General features: G+C 67.6%; 16 protein-coding genes. 12 read left to right on the forward strand and 4 right to left on the reverse strand.

Features of this window, described 5'->3' with window-relative positions; all coding sequences use genetic code 11:
- Positions 1-100 precede the first annotated feature (100 nt).
- A complete protein-coding gene (locus A5779_RS30530) occupies positions 101-1,912 on the forward strand; it encodes a CocE/NonD family hydrolase (protein WP_064887519.1) in 1,812 nt (603 codons plus the stop codon).
- Here A5779_RS30530 and A5779_RS30535 read toward each other — a convergent pair.
- Positions 1,896-2,489, reverse strand: a complete 594-nt coding sequence (locus A5779_RS30535) for a class I SAM-dependent methyltransferase (protein WP_064887521.1) — start codon at positions 2,487-2,489, stop codon at positions 1,896-1,898. The genes A5779_RS30530 and A5779_RS30535 overlap by 17 nt on opposite strands.
- Positions 2,490-2,563: 74 nt before the next feature.
- Between A5779_RS30535 and A5779_RS30540 the strand changes: the two genes are divergently transcribed.
- Both A5779_RS30540 and A5779_RS30545 read left to right on the forward strand, forming a co-directional pair.
- Positions 2,564-3,430 carry a helix-turn-helix transcriptional regulator gene (locus A5779_RS30540; RefSeq protein WP_064887475.1) on the forward strand — a complete coding sequence of 289 codons (867 nt, stop codon included), beginning with the start codon at positions 2,564-2,566 and terminating at the stop codon, positions 3,428-3,430.
- A 75-nt stretch (positions 3,431-3,505) separates the two neighbouring features.
- A complete protein-coding gene (locus A5779_RS30545) occupies positions 3,506-4,828 on the forward strand; it encodes an esterase family protein (RefSeq protein ID WP_413784958.1) in 1,323 nt (440 codons plus the stop codon).
- Positions 4,829-5,099: 271 nt separating this feature from the next.
- Here the strand turns inward: A5779_RS30545 and A5779_RS30550 are convergent, their stop codons facing one another.
- Entirely contained in the window at positions 5,100-6,236 is a 1,137-nt protein-coding gene (locus A5779_RS30550) for an FAD-dependent oxidoreductase (RefSeq protein WP_064887479.1), read from the reverse strand.
- 59 nt (positions 6,237-6,295) lie between these two features.
- Between A5779_RS30550 and A5779_RS30555 the strand changes: the two genes are divergently transcribed.
- Genes A5779_RS30555 through A5779_RS30570 form a run of 4 tightly spaced genes read left to right on the forward strand, consistent with a single transcriptional unit; the run spans position 6,296 to position 10,480 of the window.
- On the forward strand, positions 6,296-7,498 hold the full coding sequence (locus tag A5779_RS30555) for an acyl-CoA dehydrogenase family protein (RefSeq protein ID WP_064887481.1): 1,203 nt from the start codon (positions 6,296-6,298) through the stop codon (positions 7,496-7,498).
- A complete protein-coding gene (locus A5779_RS30560) occupies positions 7,491-8,690 on the forward strand; it encodes an acyl-CoA dehydrogenase family protein (protein ID WP_110777923.1) in 1,200 nt (399 codons plus the stop codon). Before A5779_RS30555 ends, A5779_RS30560 begins: the two co-directional genes overlap by 8 nt.
- A gap of 48 nt (positions 8,691-8,738) precedes the next feature.
- Positions 8,739-9,578 carry an alpha/beta fold hydrolase gene (locus tag A5779_RS30565; RefSeq protein ID WP_064887486.1) on the forward strand — a complete coding sequence of 280 codons (840 nt, stop codon included), beginning with the start codon at positions 8,739-8,741 and terminating at the stop codon, positions 9,576-9,578.
- Positions 9,575-10,480 (forward strand): fumarylacetoacetate hydrolase family protein, encoded by a 906-nt coding sequence (locus tag A5779_RS30570; protein WP_064887488.1) that lies wholly within the window; start codon positions 9,575-9,577, stop codon positions 10,478-10,480. The genes A5779_RS30565 and A5779_RS30570 overlap by 4 nt, the downstream gene beginning before the upstream one ends.
- Before the next feature lie 76 nt (positions 10,481-10,556).
- Here A5779_RS30570 and hrpA read toward each other — a convergent pair whose 3' ends face one another.
- Complete coding sequence (gene hrpA / locus A5779_RS30575) at positions 10,557-14,438, reverse strand: ATP-dependent RNA helicase HrpA (protein WP_064887490.1); 3,882 nt, start codon at positions 14,436-14,438, stop codon at positions 10,557-10,559.
- 138 nt (positions 14,439-14,576) lie between these two features.
- Here hrpA and A5779_RS30580 point away from each other — a divergent pair, with 138 nt between their 5' ends.
- Together A5779_RS30580 and A5779_RS30585 are read left to right on the forward strand one after the other, a co-directional pair.
- A complete protein-coding gene (locus A5779_RS30580) occupies positions 14,577-16,403 on the forward strand; it encodes an acyl-CoA dehydrogenase (RefSeq protein WP_064887492.1) in 1,827 nt (608 codons plus the stop codon).
- A 25-nt stretch (positions 16,404-16,428) separates the two neighbouring features.
- The gene (locus tag A5779_RS30585; RefSeq protein ID WP_064887494.1) at positions 16,429-17,139 is read left to right on the forward strand and encodes a fumarylacetoacetate hydrolase family protein; all 711 of its coding nucleotides are present in this window, start codon (positions 16,429-16,431) and stop codon (positions 17,137-17,139) included.
- Here A5779_RS30585 and A5779_RS30590 read toward each other — a convergent pair.
- A complete protein-coding gene (locus A5779_RS30590; protein WP_082941919.1) occupies positions 17,105-17,935 on the reverse strand; it encodes an IclR family transcriptional regulator in 831 nt (276 codons plus the stop codon). The two genes, A5779_RS30585 and A5779_RS30590, sit on opposite strands and share 35 nt — an antisense overlap.
- A gap of 115 nt (positions 17,936-18,050) precedes the next feature.
- Here A5779_RS30590 and A5779_RS30595 point away from each other — a divergent pair, with 115 nt between their 5' ends.
- The 3 genes from A5779_RS30595 to A5779_RS30605 are packed head-to-tail and all read left to right on the forward strand — an operon-like array spanning position 18,051 to position 20,270.
- Positions 18,051-19,103 (forward strand): zinc-binding dehydrogenase, encoded by a 1,053-nt coding sequence (locus tag A5779_RS30595; protein ID WP_207549143.1) that lies wholly within the window; start codon positions 18,051-18,053, stop codon positions 19,101-19,103.
- Complete coding sequence (locus A5779_RS30600; protein WP_064887498.1) at positions 19,100-19,504, forward strand: nuclear transport factor 2 family protein; 405 nt, start codon at positions 19,100-19,102, stop codon at positions 19,502-19,504. Before A5779_RS30595 ends, A5779_RS30600 begins: the two co-directional genes overlap by 4 nt.
- Positions 19,497-20,270 (forward strand): SDR family NAD(P)-dependent oxidoreductase, encoded by a 774-nt coding sequence (locus tag A5779_RS30605; RefSeq protein ID WP_064887500.1) that lies wholly within the window; start codon positions 19,497-19,499, stop codon positions 20,268-20,270. Before A5779_RS30600 ends, A5779_RS30605 begins: the two co-directional genes overlap by 8 nt.
- The last annotated feature ends 132 nt before the right edge of the window (positions 20,271-20,402 follow it).

Raw genomic sequence — 20,402 nt, forward strand, 5'->3', positions numbered from 1 at the left:
CCGGGGCAAGAAGGTGGCCGGGCAAACGGCGACCCGCGTCCGTAAGCGCAACCCGTCTCCGCTGGAACCGGCCTGGACACCACCGCCGGCTCGCTATGGGATCGGCGTCCACCACAACGTCGCGATCCGCGCCTCCGACGGCACCGTGCTGCGGGCCGACATCCACTACCCGACAGTTCCCGAGACCGGGGCGCCGGCACCGGGACCGTTCCCGGTGCTGTTGTCCATCACCCCCTACGGCAAGAAGGCCCCGCCGCCGGCCGCCCAGATCGGCGGCGGGGCCACCCCGTACCTGATCCGGCGCGGCTACATCGAGGTGATGGCCGACGTCCGGGGCACCGGAGCCTCGGGCGGATCGTTCGAGATGCTGGGCGCCGTGCAGGTCCAGGACGGCGTCGACCTGGTGAATTGGGCTGCAACGCTGCCGAATTCCAATGGCAGGGTCGGAATGTTCGGCATCTCGTACCTGGCCATCAACCAGCTCCTCACCGCCGCCGCGGTCGGCCCCGACTCACCGTTGAAGGCGATCTTCCCGGTGATGGCAGGCAATGACTTCTACCGCGATGTCGTCACGATGGGCGGGGTGCCGCACATGCGCACGGTGCGCGCCTACGGGGCTGTCTACTCACTGCTGAACGTGGTCAACCCGGTGCTGGAGTTCGCCAAACGCGGCACTCACGAACGGCCTCGCGCCGGAGGCCTGGCCGCGGTGCGCCAACGCGGACGTGATCAGCGGCAGTACTTCAAGACCATGATCGGCGACGCCACCGCCGGTGGGGACACCGCGTTCGACGGGCCGTTCTGGGACACCATGCGGGCGTCGGACGTATTGCCCGACATCGCGAAGAACAAGGTCGCCGTGTTCCTGATCGGCGGCTGGCACGACGCTTTCCAGCGCGGCGCTCCGCTGAACTACACCGCGCTGCAGAACGCCTACACCGGCCGGCCGCCCAACGCTCCCATGGAGCCCGGCCAGCCGCTCTCGGACCGGGTCCAATTGATGATGGGGCCTTGGTACCACGTCTCGGACATGGACGGGTTGCACGTCCATGCGTTGCAGCTCCGCTGGTTCGACCGCTGGCTCAAGGACGACACCGACGCCGCAGTCACCGGCCCGCCCATCCGCTTCCAGGCCATCGGCAGCTCGAAATGGTTTCAGGCAGAGGATTACCCGTTCCCTGAGGCCACGCCAACCCGGCTGTACCTGGCCGAGGGCGGGCAACTCGTCACCGAGCCGACTGCCGAGCAGACCGACGCCGTCCTGCGCTATGCGGTACGTGGGCCCGTCTCCGGCCGCAGCCTCGAACAGTGGACGCTGGGCATGGGCAGTTTCATGGCCGCCCAGACCGGACGGCGCATCCGCTACGACCTGGACAACCGTCGCCTGCAGCGTGAGGCCCTGACCTACACCACAGAAGAGTTCACCGAAACCCGACTGATCGCAGGTCCGATCACTCTGACCGTGCACGCAACGGCTGACACGACCGAGACCCTGTGGGTGGCCCATCTCGACGATGTCGCCCCGGACGGGGCCAGTCGGCCGCTGACCCAGGGTGCGCTGCTCGGCTCTCATCGGGCATTGGATCCGGACAAGACGTGGTACCTGCCGGATGGGCCAGAAGGAGAGGTGCTGCGGGCGCATCACATCAGTACCCGCGCCACCGCCGAACCGGTCGTGCGTGGCGAGCTCACCCGGTATGACCTGGAGATCTTCCCCACCGCCGCGTCGATCGCACCGGGCCACCGGTTGCGGCTGACCCTGACCACCTACGACTTCCCACACCTCGTCCCCACGCAGCCCGCGCGGGAGGCACTGGTCGCGGGAACGTACCGAATCCGTCAGGGCGGAGACGCACCGTCGAGACTGCTCATCCCGTTGGCTGAGCCCGCCGCGTTCACGCAGGACGAGTAGCGCGGAGGTACGTAAGCTTGCCGGCCAGCCGGATGTTCCCGTAACCCACTACCGCGCAATCGAATCCGGCCTTCTGCAACAGCTGCGGCAGAGCGTCGCCGCGAACGTCGACGACGTGTAATACGCCGCCGGGCTGCAGGACCCGAAACACTTCGGCGGCGGCGGCCGCCTTGGTCGCCTCGTCGAGGTGGTGCAGCATCATCGAAGACAGCGCCACGTCGAACCCACCGTCATCGAACGGCAATTCCTGCGCGTAGGCACGTTCGAAGCGGACACCGGTCATCCCCTTCGTCTTTCGCTGCGCCCGCTGCAATGCCCGTGGGTCGGGGTCGGTGGCGACGATATCGGCCGTGGCACAAGCTTTCTTGACGCGCATAGTCAGATTTCCAGTACCGCAACCTATTTCGATCACCCGCTGGCCGGCTGTCAGCCCGGCCTGGGTGACCAGTTCGCGATAGGCGGGGTTCATCCCCAAGACCCGCGTCAGCAGGTCGTAGCCGGGCAGGAAGGCGTCGTGGCCGGCGGCAGGCAGGTAGTCATGCCGGTTCTTCAGAAGATGTGGACGATGTTCTGTCATGAAATCCATGGTCCAGCCTTCTGGGCAGGGTTAGTTGGGTGAAGGTTGGCGATATCAGGATTATCTTTGGCGCTATGTCCGATGCGTCCCGATTGGTTCGCCACCGCGATGGTGTCCCGGTCTACCGATATTGGACCGACCGCGACGCGCCGCCGGTGTCGGTGACCCGCGGCCGGCGTGCGGAATTCCCCGAACACCGGCCACACATACACGACTTTCCGGTGCTCTGGTACGTACCGACCGACGGGGTCATCTACGTGGTCGCGGCAGCTGAGGTGATCGACCCACGGCCGCTGACCGCCGAGGCCGACGGCGTCGGCGTGTTCTTCGACCCCGCTGCGCTGGGGCACGACGCCGCCTCGCCCTGGCCCACCTGGCAGGCTCATCCCCTGCTGTTCCCGTTCCTCCACGGCCGGTCCGGCGGGCTGCTGCAACTACACGTTCCGGCGGATCGACAGCCGCTGTGGGACAACACCATCCGATCCATCGAGGACGAGCTGGCCGCCCGGCGTGAAGGCTACCGCCAAGCGGTACTGGCCCATCTGACCCTGCTGCTCATCGATCTGGCCCGCCTCGCCGACGACATCGTGAGCGACTTGCGGCGCAGCGGCGAGCCATTGCTGGCCGAGGTGTTCTCGGTGATCGACCGCCGGTTGTCCGAGCCGCTCTCGCTCAGCGACGTCGCTCACGAGGTCGGGATGACAGCGGGTCATCTCACCACGCTGGTGCGCCGGCGGACCGGTCGCACGGTCGGCGAGTGGATCAACGAGCGCAGGATGAGCCGGGCTCGCGACCTGCTGGGTGAGACGGACCTGGCCGTCTCAGAGGTCGCCACGCGGGTGGGAATGGCCGACCCTGGATACTTCAGCCGCCAGTTCCGCCGCACGCACGGCGTGCCACCACGCGAGTGGCGGCGGCGCGGCCACGGGCATCAGAACTGAATCACCTTGATAACAGAGGGGTTACGCCGGGCGCGGCCCCGGTAGTCGCATCTCAGGCGTTGTTAGCGTGCCGGTGTGAGACTGAGAATGTTCGGTCGGGTGTCGCGCCGCGTGGCGGCCGCGGCGATTTCAGGTTTGATGTTGCCGGCACTGGTGATGGCTGCGCCCACACCGACCGCCGCGGCGTATTCGCGCGATGGTCTGCCCGTGGAACGCCTGCAGGTGCCGTCGGCCGCGATGGGCCGCGACATCACGGTTCAGTTCCAGGGCGGCGGACCGCACGCCTTGTACCTGCTCGACGGCCTGCGCGCCCAGGACGACAACAACGGTTGGGACATCAACACCGCCGCGTTCGAGTGGTTCTACAAGTCGGGCATCTCTGTCGTCATGCCCGTCGGAGGGCAGTCCAGCTTCTACAGCGACTGGTACCGCCCCGCGGCCGGCAGTGCGGGCACCACCACCTACAAGTGGGAAACCTTCCTCACCCAGGAACTTCCGGCCTTCCTGGCTGCCAAACGCGACGTCGCGCCGACCGGCAATGCCGTCGTCGGGCTGTCGATGTCCGGTGGCGCGGCCCTGACCCTGGCTATCTGGCATCCAGCCCAGTTCATCTTCGCCGGCGCCCTGTCCGGCTTCCTGAATCCGTCACAGGGCCTGTGGCCCACCATGATCGGCTTCGCGATGAAGGATGCCGGTGGCTACAACCCCACCGACATGTGGGGCATGTCCAGTGATCCGGCCTGGCGTCGCAACGACCCGACGGTCAACATCAACCGGCTGGTGGCCAACAACACCGCGATCTGGGTGTACTGCGGCAATGGTGTTCCTTCCGAACTCGACGATCCAGGCGGTAACTTCGGCACGCTGTACAGCGCGCAGTTCCTGGAGAACATCACGATCAACTCCAACAAGGAGTTCCAGCAGAAGTACGTGGCCGCGGGCGGACGCAACGCGAAGTTCGAGTTCCCGCCGAACGGCACCCACAACTGGAACTACTGGGGATCGCAATTGCAGCAGATGAAGCCCGACCTGCTGCGGGTGCTCAGTCAGAACGCTGCGGCGGCCGCCGCTCCCCCCGCTCCGGCTGCTCCGGCTCCGGCCGTGCCGGGTCAGGTGCCGCCGGCTGTGCCCGGCCAAGTTGCTCCCGCCCTGCCCGGTCAAGTTGCTCCCGCCCTGCCCGGTCAGGTTGCTCAGGTGCCCGGTCAGGTTGCTCAGGTTCCCGGCGTGGCGGCAGCGCCCGCTGCACCGGTGGTACCCGGCACGGCCGGAGTGCCCGGCCAGGTGCCCGGGGTAGCCGGGGTGCCTCGGGTGGCCGGGGTGCCGGGAGCGGTTCCCGCCCCGGTGAGCCCGGTGAGCCCCGGCCTGCAGACCGTGCCCGTCGCGCTGCCCCGGGCCTGAGCCGCGTTCGTAACCCCACGGCGGAAAATCAGCCGAAATTTCGCCGTGGCGTTACATACGCGAAAGAGCCAGCACCGAACCGCTCCTACGGCGCTCGCCGACGATCCGACTGCCGGGGTCTCCCGCACCGAACTTCAGCGTTCTGCGGCTCCCACACCGGGTTTCGAGATCATCGAGACCCGTTCCTCATCCCGGCGGGCGTCGTGCACAATGCCCACAATGTCGGCACCGTGCGGACCCTGATGCTGTCCACCTATGTGGTGCCCGTCGATCAGCCGTTGGTGACGATGGATTGATCTCCGGGCCGCACGCCACGGTAGATGCCGCGGCGGACGATCCACGGCTGGAGTACCCGCTCGATCGACCAGGACGGGAATCGGAAGGCAAATCCGTTGGGAGCGAACACCTCCAACCCATCCGGCTGCACTCCGAGCACCGAGCCCCACCGGCTGGACGGCGGACGGTAGCTGCGCGTCGTGCCGCCGGTGAAGTAGGCGGTCACGTTTCGGGCCAGCAGTCCGTCGGCCCGGTTTCGGGCCGAGGAGCGCAGCGGGTCGGTGGCCGCGACATCGCCGACAGCGAATACGCCATCGTGTCCCGGCACCCGCAGTTCCGGTGTCACCCGAACGAACCCGCGCTCGTCGAGGACGTCCGCCGGCAGCCAGTCCGTGTTCGGCCGGACCCGGCCGATGGTCCACAGCACCGCATCGGCCTGCACCGAAGGTTGTCCCGTGCTCCAGTGGACGGGTTCGGAGGTGATGGCCGCGCAGTCGAAGCCTTCCGGTACCACGGCGCGATGCCCCGGGTGCAGGGTCACGCCCGCCGCAGCCAGCCTGTCTTCGACCCGCTTCCGGGCCCGCCAGTGGTGCTGCGGCAGAGGATGCTCGCCGGGGTAGTACAGCCCCACCTGGTTACCCGGCCACCGGACGGCGATGTTGGCCGCACTGCTGGCCGCCGCCGCGCCACCACCGATGACAGCAACCGAACGTGCCGAACCCAATCGCTCGTGTGCAGTCCTCAGCCCGGCATCGACATCGCCTGCCGACTGCAGAACCGCCTGCCGCCAGAAGCCGTTCGTCACACCGGTCGAGATGACCAGCGCGTCATAGGGTTCCACCTGCTCGTTCCCGCCGGCATCCTGCACGCTGACCGTGCGTGCCGAAAAGTCGACGCCTGCCAGCGTGCCGTGCACCGTGCGGACCCGGTCGAGTTCGCGGAACCGGTCGAAGCCGATCCAGTAGTTGCGTGCCCAGTCTTCGGGCCGGGCCAACCGGGTGCCCAGCTCCTGACCGCTGACCAGGCCAGGGTTGACCGAGATGCCGACGACGTCGAAACGACGCGCCAAGCGGATCGCGGTGAGCACGCCGGTGTCGCCGAGTCCCGCAATCACCACGCGCTTTCGGTCCACGACCGTGGACGCTACCGCCCGCCTGCAGGCCGGCAGACCCCTTTCCCTATCGTGGCTGGATGAGCAGCGTCGCTGATGCGGACGGGGTCGCCGACCTCGCCCGCCGGGTCGTGGCCGACCACGACCCCAAGAAAGTCCCCATCCCGGAGTACCTGGCCGCCTGTTACGACGCGGGCCTGTCCTGGGTGCACTTCCCCGAGGGCCTCGGTGGTCTCGGGGTGTCACGTGGTCTGCAGGCCGTGGCCGACCGCATCCTGCAGGGCGCCGGCGGGCCCATCCCGCTGAGCTTGAACCCGATGGGCTACGGCATGGCCGCACCCACGGTGCGCGAGCACGCACAGTCCGATGAGCTCAAGAAATCCTGGCTGCGGCCGCTGGCCAGCACCGAACACATCTGGTGCCAGCTGTTCTCCGAGCCAGGCGCCGGATCAGATCTGGCCGGGCTGGCCACGTCGGCGGTGCCCGATGGCGACGAATGGGTGCTGAACGGGCAGAAGGTGTGGACCAGTCTGGCGCACCGCGCCCGCTGGGGTCTGCTGCTGGCCCGTACGAATCCCGATGTGCCCAAACACAAGGGCCTGACGTACTTCGTGCTGGACATGCACGGCCCGGGCGTCGAGACCAGACCACTGCGACAGATGACCGGCCAGGCCGAGTTCAACGAGGTGTACATCACCGACGCCCGCATCCCCGATGCGCACCGGCTCGGCGCAGTGGGCAACGGCTGGAACGTCGCGATGACCACCCTGATGAACGAGCGCAGCGCGCTCGGTGGCAGCGGCAATCGACGCGGAGCCGGGACCATCTCGGATGCCGTGGCGCTGTGGGCATCACGCCCGGACCTGCGGACTCCGGTGCTGCGGGACCGGCTGAGCCAACTCTGGCTGCGTTCGGAGGCCCAACGGCTGACCGCCGAGCGGTCCCGGGCGGCCGCCACCGTCGGCGGACCGGGACCCGAAGGCTCGATCGGCAAGCTCGTCGGCGCCGAGCTCAACCAGCACATCTACCAGTGGTGCATGGATCTGCTTGGGCCCGAGGGGATCCTGTATCACGGCTACGGGACGGGTGATCGCGACGACGAGCAGGACGGCAAGGACTGGCGTGGGCCCCTCCAGCAGCGCTTCCTACGCAGCAAGGCCAACACCATCGAAGGCGGCACCTCAGAGGTGATGCGCAACATTCTCGGCGAACGGATCCTCGGGCTGCCCGGTGATCTGCGCGCCGATGCCGGTATGCCGTGGAAGGAGATCCCGCGTGGTTGAGAAGCTTGCGGATCAACGCAGAGATGTGGCTGAGGACCAGGGTGAGTTCAGGTTCACCGACGAGCAGGCTCAACTGCGCACCGCGGTCCGAAAGTTCTGTGCCGAGAACTTCTCCGAGCCGACAGTGCGGGCACTCATGGAATCCGAGCCACGGTTCGATCCGAAAGTATGGGCCCGGTTGGGCGCTGAGCTCGGCGTTCTCGGCCTGGCGGTTCCCGAGGCCGACGGCGGAGCCGGCGGCACGCTCGTCGACCAGGCCATCGCGGTCGAGGAACTCGGGGCGGCACTGGCCTGCGGACCGGTGTTCGGCACCGTGTTGCTGGCCGTCCCCGCGCTCGTGGCCGCCTCGGCCGGTCCGGTGCGCGACGAGCTCCTCGGAGCACTCGCCGAGGGCACCCGCACGGCGGCGTTCGCGGTCCCGGACCGGGCGGGCGCATTCGATCCCGCCGCGGTGAATGTGACTGTCGCCGAAGACGGGACGTTGACCGGCACGGTCGAGCGCGTGGTCGACGGCGACGCCGCGGACACCTTGTTGGTGGCGGCCGCCGGATCCGGCGGCGTCGGCCTGCACGTGGTCGACGCGTCAGACGCGGGAGTGCAACGCACCCCGCTGACCACGCTCGACCCCACCCGGCCGCAGGCCACCATCGTCTTGACCGCGGCGCCCGCCCAACTGGTGGCCGGTCCCGACGAGGCCGACCGCGTCATCACGCACGCATTCCAGGTGGCAGCGACACTCCTGGCCGCCGAACAGATCGGAGCCGCACAGCATCTGCTGGATCTGTCCGTGGAGTACGCAAAATCGAGGCTTCAGTTCGGCAGGCAGATCGGGTCCTTCCAGGCCGTCAAGCACCGGTTGGCGGATGACCTCGTCGACCTCGAGCACGCGCGGTCAGCGACCTATCACGCGGCGTGGGCACTGACCGACGGCACTGACGACCCGGCGCTGGCAGCCAGCATTGCGCAGGCCACCGCGTCGGCGGCATTTGCCAAGATCGCGGCGGACACCATCCAGGTGCACGGCGGGATCGGGTTCACCTGGGAGCACCAGGCGCACCTGTACTTCAAGCGGGCCACCACCGATGCCGCCCTGTTGGGCAGTGCCGAAGCCCATCGGTCACGCGTGGCCGACCTCGTGCTCGACGATGCCCCGGCCGATCGCGTCCCGTGGGTGGCGACGGGCACACAGTGATCGGTTGAAAAGACGCGGCGGGCCTTCTGCGACCGTAAGATTCCGCTGATGGACAGCCCCGTCGAGCACCGCACGCTGGCGGTCGACGGGGTGCGGTCGCCGGTGCTCGTCGCCGGCGCGGCGGGGCCGGACGCCGGCGAGGCAGTGGTGTTCGTGCACGGCAACAACGCCGGGGCCAGATGGGACCGTTTGCTGATGCCGGTCGCCGGTATCGCTCGGGTGATCGCCCCGGAGATGCCCGGATTCGGTGCGGCCGACAAGCCGGCACAGTGGCCGTACACTGTGCCGGCCTACGCCGCACACCTGGGCGCGCTTCTGGACCAACTCGGTGTCGAGCGCGCCCACCTGGTCGCCCACGATTTCGGCGGCCCCTGGGCACTCGCCTGGGCGGTCGACCATCTCGATTCCGTCGCCAGCATCACGCTGATCAACACCCCCGTGGTGATCAACCACTTCGCCGCCAAGCTGTGGCGGACACCCGTACTGGCCGAGGCATTGTCGCGGATCGGCAACCCGGCAGTGCTGCGTCGCGTGCTCGCCATGCGCGATCCGGGGCTGCCGGCCGATGCGCTGGAGTCGATCGCCGAGCACATGTTCGCCCGTGGCACACCCGATGCGGTGTTGAAGCTGTACCGATCCACCGGCCCGAATGCCCTTGCCCCGTATGCCGATCGGCTCACCGAGTTCACCGGCGATGTCCTCGTGGTGTGGGGCGCCGATGACCACTACGTGCCGTACGCACAGACGGACGAGTACCGTCGGATCTTCCGGAGCTGTGAGGTACAGCCGGTGCCAGGCACAGGCCACTGGCCATGGCTCGAGCAACCAGACACGGTGGCCGGACACGTCACCGAGTTCCTGCGCAGGCAGCTCGGGAGGACTCGGTGAAACTACGCCGTGTCCGCACCGCCACCGGTCTGACTGTGCAATCCCTTGATTCCGAAGGTGATTGGTCTGAGCACTCAGACCGCACAGCCCTTGGTGGTCGGGTTTTCGACGAGGCCTGGCTGACAGCAGCAGCCGACCGCCAGCTGCAACACAGCGACCACCTCCTGCCGTTCCAGCCGGTGTCATTTCGCGACTTCATGTTGTACGAACAGCACAACATCGACGCGGCCCGCGGGCTGATCCGGCGCTTTCACCCCGGCCTCTACCGGGTGACGTCGCTGTACGAACGCGTCACCGGTCGCCCGGTGCCGCAGTTCAGGCCGAAGCCGCTGTTCTATGAGCAGCCGATCTACTACATGTCCAACGCACAGACCTTCGTGCCGACCGGCACCCCGGTTCCGGTCCCGGACTATTCACAGGCGCTCGACTTCGAGTTGGAGATCGGATTCGTGTTGGCCGCACCGTTGTTCAACGCGACACCCGATGAGGCCGCCGAAGCGATCGGAGCGTTCGTCGTACTCAACGATTTCAGCGCCCGCGATGTGCAGCGACCCGAGATGCTCAGCGGCTTCGGGCCGCAGAAGTCCAAGCATTTCGCCAGCTCGATGTCGGACACCGCGGTCACCGCCGACGAGATCCTGCCGCGCATCGACACCATCACCGGTTCGGTGGCACTCAACGGATCGGTGGTCAGCACCGTGAGCAGCGCCGGCATGCAGCACACTTTGGGCGAGGTGCTGGCGCATGCGTCACGCAGCGAACCGCTCTATCCGGGTGAGCTTTTCGGCACCGGGACGCTGCCGGGTGGAAGCGGCATGGAGACCGGGCACTGGCTGCGCAGCGGGGACACCCTCACCCTGACCCTCGACGGCGTCGGGCAGATCGAGCACACCATCCTCTGATTCTCGCCGAAACCGCATTCCAGCAGAGAAAGTGCGAGAGAGGGCCTGCCGGAATGCCGTTTCGGCGGAGGGGCTGTCAGCGGGTGACGCCGTCGATGGCCTTGTAGATGCGCTGCTCGCTGACCGGGCGCGGCGTACCCAGCTGCTGGGCCCACAGGCTCACCCGCAACTCCTCGATCTGCCATGCGATGTCACGGACGTCGGCCGCTGCAGCCCGGCCTGGCGAAAGAGCCTGAACCAGTTCGTCATAGGCATCCTCGACCGCGTGCACACGCGACATCCGGTCTCGGTCGGCGCCGAGCGCCTGGGGCAACCGCTCGAGCCGGCGGGCGATCGCGGTGACATATCGGGCCAGGTCGTTCAGCCGCGCTATCCCGGTCTCGGTGACAAAACCCTTGGGCAACAGGCGTTCCAGTTGAGACCGGATGTCGGCTACCGCATCGGTCTGGGCAGCTGACGGCTTGTCGGGCAGCGCGACCTCCACCTCGTGCACCGCGGCCAGCACCTTCTCCACCCGGTTCACCCCAGCTTGGGTGGTGGGGCCGAGTTCCTTGCCTGCCCGGGTCAGAACCCCGGCGAACTCCGTCTTCGTCCACACCGGCTTGGGCACCAGCACGTCAGCGGCCGCATCGGCACAATCATCGAGCAACGCGGCCAGCGAACCGTCGGGATTGGCGTTGAGCGCCAGCCGGGTGCGGGTGCTCAGGCCGCGTTCGATCGCCTTCACCGGTGAGGGTGTGGTCAGCCGCAGTAGACGCCGCAGGCCCGGCCGCATGGCCGCGGCCTGGTCGGCCGGGTTGGCGAACACCTTGATATCGACGGCTTTTCCGGCGTCGACGAAGGCCGGATAGCCCCTGACTGTGTGACCGCCGCTGACGTTCTCCACTGTGCGTGGCAGCTCGTCGAGATCCTCGGGCCATGCCCGCAGCCCGGTGCGTTCCAGGTCGCCGCCCAGCGCGTCGGCCACAGCCTGTGCGACGGGCACCGCGAGCTGCTCACGCAGCGCGTCGATATCCTTGCCGCGGGCCACCTCTTTGCCGTCGACTGATTCCACGGCGAAGGTCATCCGTAGATGGTCCGGTATCTTGCTCAGGTCGAATGCATCGATGGGCACCAGAATGCCGCTGCGCCTGCGCAGTTCGCGCTGCACCTCGTCCAGCAGGGACCCGGCGGACGGATCGATGTCACCCAGGATGGCCCGCGCGGTGTCGGGCGCCGGGACGAAGTTGCGGCGCAGGTCCTTGGGCAGCGATTTGATCAGTGCGGTAACCAGTTCCTCCCGCAGGGCCGGTACCTGCCAGGCGAAACCGTCACCACCGAGCCGCGCCAAGACCCCCACCGGCACATGCACAGTGACGCCGTCGTCGGCCGCCCCGGGCTCGAATCGGTACGTCAGCGGCAGTTCGAGATCGCCGGCCTGCCAGGTATCGGGATTGTCCGCGCCGTCCTCGGACCGCAGCAGATCGTCACGGGTGAAGGTGAGCAGGTCGGGTGTCTTGTGGCGCTGCTTCTTCCACCACGCGTCGAAGTGACGCGCCGATACGATATCGGCCGGGATCCGGGCGTCGTAGAGCGCGTAGATGTCGTCGTCGCCGACCAGCAGGTCACGCCGACGGGCGCGTTCCTCGATCTCCTCGAGTTCGGCCCGCAGCCGCGCGTTGTCGCGGAAGAAGTGGTGGCGGGTCTGCCAATCCCCCTCGACCAAGGCGTGCCGGATGAACAACTCACGGCACAGCTCCGGATCGATCTGGGTGTAGCCGATCTTGCGGCGCGGGACCAACGGTAGCCCATACAGCGTGACCCGCTCGAAAGCCACGACCGCACCACGTTTGGCTTCCCAGTGCGGCTCGCTGTAGTTGCGCTGCACCAGATGTCCGGCGACGCGCTCGATCGCCTCGGGCTCGACCTTGGCGGCGATGCGGCCGAACAGCCGGCTGGTCTCCACCAGGTCGGCCACCACGATCCAGCGCGGCGGCTTCTTCGTCAGCACCGAGCCGGGAGCCAGCACGAACTTGGAGTTGCGGGCACCTTGATAATCGCGGGACTCACCCTCGCGCAAGCCGACGTGGGACAGCAGGCCCGCGGTCAGTGCGGCGTGAATACTGGCCGGCTCGGCGACCTCATCACTCTCGCGGATCCCGATGTCGCGGGCGATGCTGCGCAGCTGTCCGGTCAGGTCCTGCCATTCTCGGATTCGCAGGTAGTGCAGGAACTCGTCGCGGCACATCCTCCGGAACGCATTGCCGGAGAGCTGGTTTCGCTGCTCGCGCAGGTAGTTCCAGAGGTTGAGATACGAGATGAAATCCGAGTGCTCGTCGGCGAACCGGGCGTGCTTCTGACGCGCCGCCTCTTCCTTGTCGCTCGGGCGTTCCCGGGGATCGGGAATCGACAGCGCCGCGGCCAGCACCAGTACCTCACGCACGCAGCCCTCGGTGTCGGCCTGCAGGATCATCCGGCCGACCCGCGGATCGAGTGGCAGCCGGGCCAGGCGCCGACCGACGTCGGTCAGCGCACCCGCCGCGTCGAAGGCGCCGAGTTCCTGCAACAACTGCACGCCGTCGCGGATGCTGCGGGCGTCTGGCGGATCCAGAAACGGAAACTCCGCGATGTCGCCCAGTTGCAGAGCGGCCATCTGCAGGATGACCGCGGCCAGGTTGGTCCGCAGGATCTCCGGATCGGTGTAGCGCGGCCGAGATTCGAAGTCCTCCTCCGAGTACAGCCGGATACATATGCCCGGAGCGGTGCGCCCGGACCGCCCCGCCCGCTGGGCTGCCGACGCCTGCGAGATCGGCTCGATGGGCAGGCGCTGCACCTTGGTGCGGCGGCTGTAGCGGGAGATCCGCGCGGTGCCGGGGTCGACGACGTAACGGATGCCCGGCACGGTGAGCGATGTCTCGGCCACGTTGGTGGCCAACACGATTCGCCGCCCGCTGTGGCTGGGTTGGAACACCTTCTGCTGATCGGCGGTGGGGAGCCGCGCGTAGAGCGGCAGCACCTCGGTGTTCCGCAGGTCCTTCAAGGCTTCTGCGGTGTCGCGGATCTCGCGTTCGCCGGACAGGAAGACCAGGACGTCTCCCGGGGGCTCGGACTCGAGCTCGCGAACCGCGTCGACGATGGCCTCGGTCGGATCCCGTGGTTCAGTGCGCACGATCTCGTGGTCGGGATCGTCGGGGTCGTCGTCGTCCGAGACCGGTACGGGGACTTCCAGTGGCCGGTACCGGATCTCGACCGGGTACGTCCGGCCCGACACCTCGACGATCGGGGCGTTCGAGAAGTGAGCCGCGAATCGCTCCGGCTCGATGGTCGCCGAGGTGACGATGACCTTGAGGTCGGGACGGCGGGGCAACAGCTCGCGCAGGTAACCCAGCAGGAAGTCGATGTTGAGGCTGCGCTCGTGGGCCTCGTCGAGGATGAGGGTGTCGTAGCGCAGCAGCCGGCGGTCTCTTTGAATCTCGGCGAGCAGAATGCCGTCGGTCATCAGTTTGATCAGGGTGGAATCGCTGGCCTGGTCGGTGAACCGCACGGTGTACCCGACGGCGTCGCCGAGCGGGGTGCCGAGTTCGTCGGCGATGCGTTGGGCGACGGTGCGGGCGGCCAGCCGGCGAGGCTGGGTGTGGCCGATGGTGCCGCGAATGCCGCGACCCAGCTCCAGGCAGATCTTGGGCAGCTGCGTGGTCTTGCCGGACCCTGTCGCGCCGGCAACCACCACCACCTGGTTCTCACTGATGGCCTTCGCGAGCTCGTCGCGGTGTTCACTGACCGGCAGATCCGGGTAGGTGATTGCCGGGACCGCGGCCTGGCGGGTGAGTACGAGGCCCTCGGCAGTGGCGATCTGTTCGGCGATCTTGGCGGTCTCGCCACCGCGCAGATTCCGCAAGCGGCGGCGGAGCCGGTCCGCGTCGCGGATGGTCAGCCCGTCGAGGCGGGAGCGGAGCTCGGCGACTGACGGTTCGGACACTCGGTCAAGGATAGGGGCTTGACCCGGTGTGATGCAGATCACAGCAGATACTGAACTGGCAACCTCCGGTTCCGTAGCCGTAGGTTGCTGCAACCTACGCTTGCGTACCCCGTCGGGACTGGTCGACGCTGGCGGATCGTGGGTCACTACATCGCGAACGTCCGCGACATCGAGTTCAATCTCTTCCAGGTTCTGGCCTTGGGGCCGGTCATCGACTCGGGCGCATTCGGCGACCTCGACACCGAGACCGCGCGCACCATGCTCGACGAGGTGGCGCGCTTTGCCGAAGGTGTTGTCGCAGAATCGTTCGTCGACGCCGACCGCAACCCTCCCGAGTTCGATCCGGCCACCCACGACATCACCGTGCCGGGACCACTCGCCAAGACCGTGCAGGCCGTCAAGGACGCCGAGTGGTGGCGCGTCGGGCTCGCCGAGAACGCCGGGGGCACAGCGGCGCCCGCATCGTTGGTGTGGGCGATCCAGGAAATGATCATGTCCGCCAACCCGTCGGCGATGTTCTTCTATGGTCTCGGCCCGGCGATGGCACACACGCTGGCCGAGGTCGGCACCGAAGAGCAGCAGCGCTGGGCGCGCATGAGCATGGACAAGGGCTGGGCCGGCACCATGGTGCTGACCGAGCCCGACGCGGGGTCTGATGTGGGCGCCGGGCGCACCAAGGCCATCGCACAGCCCGACGGCACCTGGCACATCGACGGGGTGAAGCGCTTCATCTCCGGTGGCGACGTCGGCGATACCGCCGAGAACGTCTTCCACCTGGTGCTGGCCCGACCCGAGGGCGCCGGGCCCGGCACCAAGGGGCTGAGCCTGTTCTATGTCCCGAAGTTCCATTTCGACTCGGAGACCCTCGAACTCGGGGAGCGCAACGGCGTGTACGTCACCGGGCTCGAGCACAAGATGGGCATCAAATCTTCGCCGACGTGCGAGGTCACCTTCGGCGCGCACGGCACCCCGGCCGTCGGCTATCTCGTCGGCGACGTCCACAACGGCATCGCCCAGATGTTCCGGGTGATCGAGAACGCCCGGATGACCGTGGGAGTGAAGTCCGCGGGCACTCTGTCCACCGGCTACCTCAACGCGCTGGCGTACGCCAAGGACCGCATCCAGGGCTCCGACATGCTCAAGATGACCGACAAGACCGCACCGCGGGTCGCGATCATCGAGCACCCCGACGTGCGCCGCAGCCTGCTCACCCAGAAGGCCTACGCGGAGGGCCTCCGGTCGGTGTACCTGTACACCGCCGCGCACCAGGATTCCGTGGTGGCGCAACATGTCTCGGGCGCGGACGCCGAATTGGCCCATCGCGTCAACGATCTGCTGCTGCCGATCGTCAAGGGTGTCGGTTCGGAGAAGGCCTACGAGGTTCTCACCGAATCGCTGCAGACCCTCGGCGGATCCGGTTACCTGCAGGACTACCCGATCGAGCAGTACATCCGCGACGCCAAGATCGACTCGCTGTACGAGGGCACCACCGCCATCCAGGCGCTGGACTTCTTCTTCCGCAAGATCGTCCGTGACCAGGGCAGCGCGCTGGCCCACGTCGCGGCCCAGATCTCGGCAACTTTGGAAGCCGGGGGTGGGCTGGAGCCTGAGATCGCCCGGCTCGCCACCGCGCTGAACGACGTGCAGTCGATGGCCGCCACCCTCACCGGCTACCTCATGGCGGCACAGGAACAGCCCGAGCAGCTCTACAAGGTCGGCCTCGGTTCGGTGCGGTTCCTGCTGGCGGTGGGCGATCTGCTGATCGGCTGGCGGCTGCTGGTCGGCGCGCAGGTCGCTCAGGCGGCACTGGACACAACGAGCGATCGCGACCGGGCCTTCTACGAAGGCAAGATCGCGGTGGCGAAGTTCTTCGCGCACAACATGTTGCCGCTGCTGACCGCGGTGCGGGAGGTCGTGGAATCGGTCGACGGCGACGTCATGCACCTGGACAACGACGCATTCTGACGCGGGCCCGGGGAAGATGGTTCCCATGGCCGACTTCGTGATCCCACCTCCACCGCAGGCGTCGCTCCCGGTCAGTACCGGGGATGGCCGCTTTCCGGTGCGACGGGTGTTCTGCGTCGGACGTAACTACGCCGCGCACGCGCGTGAGATGGGCAAGGATCCCGACCGGGAACCACCATTCTTCTTCATGAAGCCGGCCGACGCCGTGATCGACGCGGCGGGCACCGTCCCGTATCCGTCGCTGACGTCGTCGTTTCACCACGAGATCGAGCTGGTGGTGGCGCTGGGCTCCGGTGGCCGCGAGGTGGCACCGGACGACGCGCTGGAGCTGGTCTGGGGCTACGGCGTCGGTGTCGATCTGACCCGGCGCGATCTGCAGGACGAGGCCAAGAAACTGAGCCGGCCCTGGGATTGGGCCAAGGGTTTCGACGCGTCCGCCCCCTGCACCCCGATCCATCCGGTCTCAGACGTCGGTCACCCGGACGGCGGCGAGATCTGGCTGCGGGTCAACGGTGAGCTGAAGCAGCACGGCGACCTCAGGGACCTGATCTGGTCGGTCCCCGAGGTCATCAGTGCGATCTCGGCGGCCGTGGACCTGGCCCCCGGCGACCTGATCTACAGCGGAACCCCCGCCGGGGTCGGGCCGATGCAGCCCGGTGACGTCATCTCCGGTGGCGTCGGAGGAGTCTCGGAGTTCAGCTTCACGATCGGCCCAGCCGACCGGCGGCCCGCCTGACCCGCTGGCCGGCGGTGTCCACCTGGCGGGCGGTCATGGATCGCAGCGGGTGTACCGACAGGATCAGCGCGACCCGACCGTCGGCATCGAAGACGGGTGCGGCAATGGTGGCCACCGGCTGCGCCTTGCCTGCCATCCCGCCGGACGGCACCAGACCGATCGTGGCGAATTCGGCGAGCAGTTGATCGGTGATGTCGCGAACATGGTCGGGCAGTCCGTCACTCGACAACGTGCCGACCAGTTGTGCCGCCCGGGTCAGATCCGGTGTCGTCCAGTCGATGTCGTAACCACGTTCCCGGGTCCGGGCGAGCACCTCCTCAAGGCGGCCGGCCAACTCCTCGCTGAGGCCGGGTGCCCGTCCGATCCAGCTGCGTTGCTCGTCTGAGCCGCCCCAGGCCGCAAACGCGACGCCGAACGGCGGTGCGTATCGGATCCGGTCGCCCGGCGCCGAGGCCGGCTGCCGGCCGGCCCCCTCGAACGCGGTGATCACCAGCTCGTCATCGAGCCGTTCGACGACCGAGGCCGCACAGTCGAGTTCTTGCGAAAGTTCTTGGGCAGCAATGCGAGCCGCATGCGCCAGGGGTCGCGCCGCCTCCGTCCGGGCCGCCACCACGGCCAGGCCCGGTCCGAGAGCGAACGTCTTGTCAGCGGGATCGCGGATCAGCCAGCCGCGGTCGCACAAAGTCTTGAGGATGGCGTGCGCGGTGGCCTGAGTCAGGTCCAGCGCGCTGACCACATCGGAGAACCGCAACCGGGTATCGCCGGCACCCGCCAGCAACTCGATCACATCGAGCACCCGATTGGTCGGCGCCGAGCCCGCACCACGCACCCTTGACTCCGTTCTGGACGGTTCCTACAGTCGACCTTGTCAATTCGAGAGACTATCTCGAATATTAGAGAATTGGTATGCGATGCGCGCAGTGGTCCTCCGGGCCGGTCAACTCCAGGTCCGCGAGATCCCTGATCCCGTACCGGGTCCCGGCGAGCTTCTTCTGCGGGTGCTCAGTACCGCGATCTGCGCGTCCGACGTCCACTTCATGGACCACCCCGAACTCGGTCTCAACGATCCGACCGGCCGATCGCTCTATGACGCGGACCGTGACGTCGTGCTGGGCCACGAGTTCATCGGCGAGGTCATCGGTCACGGGCCCGGCTGCAGCGATCAGTTCCCCGTGGGTAGCCGAGCCACGTCGATCCCCATCAGGCTGGTCAACGGTGGCGCCGACGGCGCCCACATCATCGGCCAGCACCCGGACACCCCAGGGAGTTTCGCCGAACTGCTGGTAGTGGCTGAATCGATCGCCCGCCCCGTCAGCGGCGGCGCCTCGGATGACGCCGTCGCGCTGACGGACGCTTTCGCAGTCGGCGAGTTCTATGTCCGATCCGCCCGGCTCGAGCCCGGCGAGATCCCCATCGTGATCGGCGCCGGGGCGATCGGGCTGTCCGCGGTCGCGGCATTGGCCCGCCGTGGCGTCGAACCGATCATCGTCTCGGACTTCCAGGCTGACCGATGTGCCCTGGCGTGCAAGGAGTTCGGCGCCCACATCGCCGTCGACCCGGCCGAACGCTCACCGATGGACGTCTGGCGCGAGGTACGCGCCGAACGCAACCTGTGGGGCCCGGCGGTGGTGTTCGAATGTGTCGGCGCATCGGGTCTGATCCAGAAGATCGTCGAGGAATCCGAGATGGGTACCAGGATCTACTGTGCGGGCGGTTGGTACACCGGCGACACCCTCGACATCACCACCGCCACCCGCCAGGGCGTGACCTTGCAGTTCGGCGGCGGGCCGTGGCCGCAGGACTGGTACGGGACGCTGGACGCCATCGTCTCCGGAGACCTGGACCCGACACCCAGCATCGGCATGGTGGTGCCACTCGACGAAGTTCCCGACGCGCTCGACCTGGCCCGCCGCTCGGCAGGACCCGCGCGAATCATTGTGCATCCGAACGGAGACCACGCATGACCACCCACGAAGACCACCTGGACATCATCGACGTACTGATCCGCTACGCCACCGGGATCGACCGGCGGGACTGGCCGCTGTTCCGCACCGTCTTCACCGATGACTGCGTGCTGGACTATGGCGAGATCGGCAAGTGGAACGGGGTGGACGCCGTCACCGAGTTCATGGACCAGTCCCACGCCATGGCCGGGCACACCATGCACCGGCTGAGCAACCACGCGATCACGGTTGACGGGGATACCGCCACCGCGCGCACCTACATCGACGGACTGATCCTGGCACAGGACAACAACTCCGGCGTCAACGCCGTCGGCTTCTACGACGACGAGTTGGTCCGAACCTCAGCGGGCTGGAAGATCGCGCGACGACAGTTCACCGCGGTACGGATAGCCAATGTCTGACTTCGCAGATCGGTACGGTCCGTGGGCGCTGGTGGCGGGCGCCTCCGACGGGGTCGGCTCGGCAATGGCCGAGGAGTTGGCGCGGCGTGGCCTCAACGTGGTGCTGCTGGCCCGGCGACAAGGCGTTCTCGACGACGTGGCAGCGGCCATCACGGCACGTACCGGCGCGCAAACGCGAACGCTGGCAATAGATCTGGCTACGCCAGAGGCTGCAGGCGAAGTGATCGCTGCGACCGAGGATCTCGATATCGGTTTCCTGGTCTACTGCGCGGGCGCCGAATCGCTGGTGCAACGCAACTGCCTGGTGCCGATGCAACTGTGCCATCACTACGCCCAGCCCATGGTGGAGCGAGGCCGTGGCGGCATCGTCATCTTCGGGTCCGGGGCCGGATTCGCCGGCGGGCCGAACATGGTGGCCTACGGCGCGAGCAAGGCCTTCGACATGGTGTTCGCCGAGGCACTCTGGACCGAGCTGCAGCCCTCGGGTGTCGACGTACTCGGACTGATTCTCGGTAAGACCGACACTCCTGCCCTGCGCAAGCTGGAACACGAGCGAGGCCAGATCTCCTCACCCGAGCACACTCCGCCGGGTGCGGCGGCCGTCGATGATGTGGTGGCGGCGGCATTCGCCAACCTCAGCGAGGGACCGACGTGCCTGGTGGGTCCCGAGATTCAGGCGGCGGCCCAGTTGATGGCCTCCGTCAGCCGCAACGATGCGGTGCGGTTCATCGCGCAGGCGGTCACCGCCGCGATGGGTGCGAACTAGGGTCCTCGTACTGCCTTGCCTCCGGCGGTGCGGTCGTTGCCGATGCGTTGCCATGGGTCGGGGTGGGTCCCAAAGAACTCAAAGACACCGCCGAGTTGCGCCTGTTCCTGCTCGATCAGGACGGCCCCGCAC

Source organism: Mycolicibacterium peregrinum, assembly GCF_001665625.1.
GTDB classification, from domain to species: domain Bacteria; phylum Actinomycetota; class Actinomycetes; order Mycobacteriales; family Mycobacteriaceae; genus Mycobacterium; species Mycobacterium peregrinum_B.

Bases quoted from the DNA above. Each gene is read 5' to 3' on its own strand.
- A5779_RS30585 (WP_064887494.1), top strand. From the start codon at position 16,429: ATGGCCGACTTCGTGATCCCACCTCCACCGCAGGCGTCGCTCCCGGTC.
- A5779_RS30535 (WP_064887521.1), bottom strand. From the start codon at position 2,489: ATGACAGAACATCGTCCACATCTTCTGAAGAACCGGCATGACTACCTG.
- A5779_RS30565 (WP_064887486.1), top strand. From the start codon at position 8,739: ATGGACAGCCCCGTCGAGCACCGCACGCTGGCGGTCGACGGGGTGCGG.
- A5779_RS30595 (WP_207549143.1), top strand. From the start codon at position 18,051: ATGCGCGCAGTGGTCCTCCGGGCCGGTCAACTCCAGGTCCGCGAGATC.
- A5779_RS30555 (WP_064887481.1), top strand. From the start codon at position 6,296: ATGAGCAGCGTCGCTGATGCGGACGGGGTCGCCGACCTCGCCCGCCGG.
- A5779_RS30540 (WP_064887475.1), top strand. From the start codon at position 2,564: ATGTCCGATGCGTCCCGATTGGTTCGCCACCGCGATGGTGTCCCGGTC.
- A5779_RS30605 (WP_064887500.1), top strand. From the start codon at position 19,497: ATGTCTGACTTCGCAGATCGGTACGGTCCGTGGGCGCTGGTGGCGGGC.
- A5779_RS30600 (WP_064887498.1), top strand. From the start codon at position 19,100: ATGACCACCCACGAAGACCACCTGGACATCATCGACGTACTGATCCGC.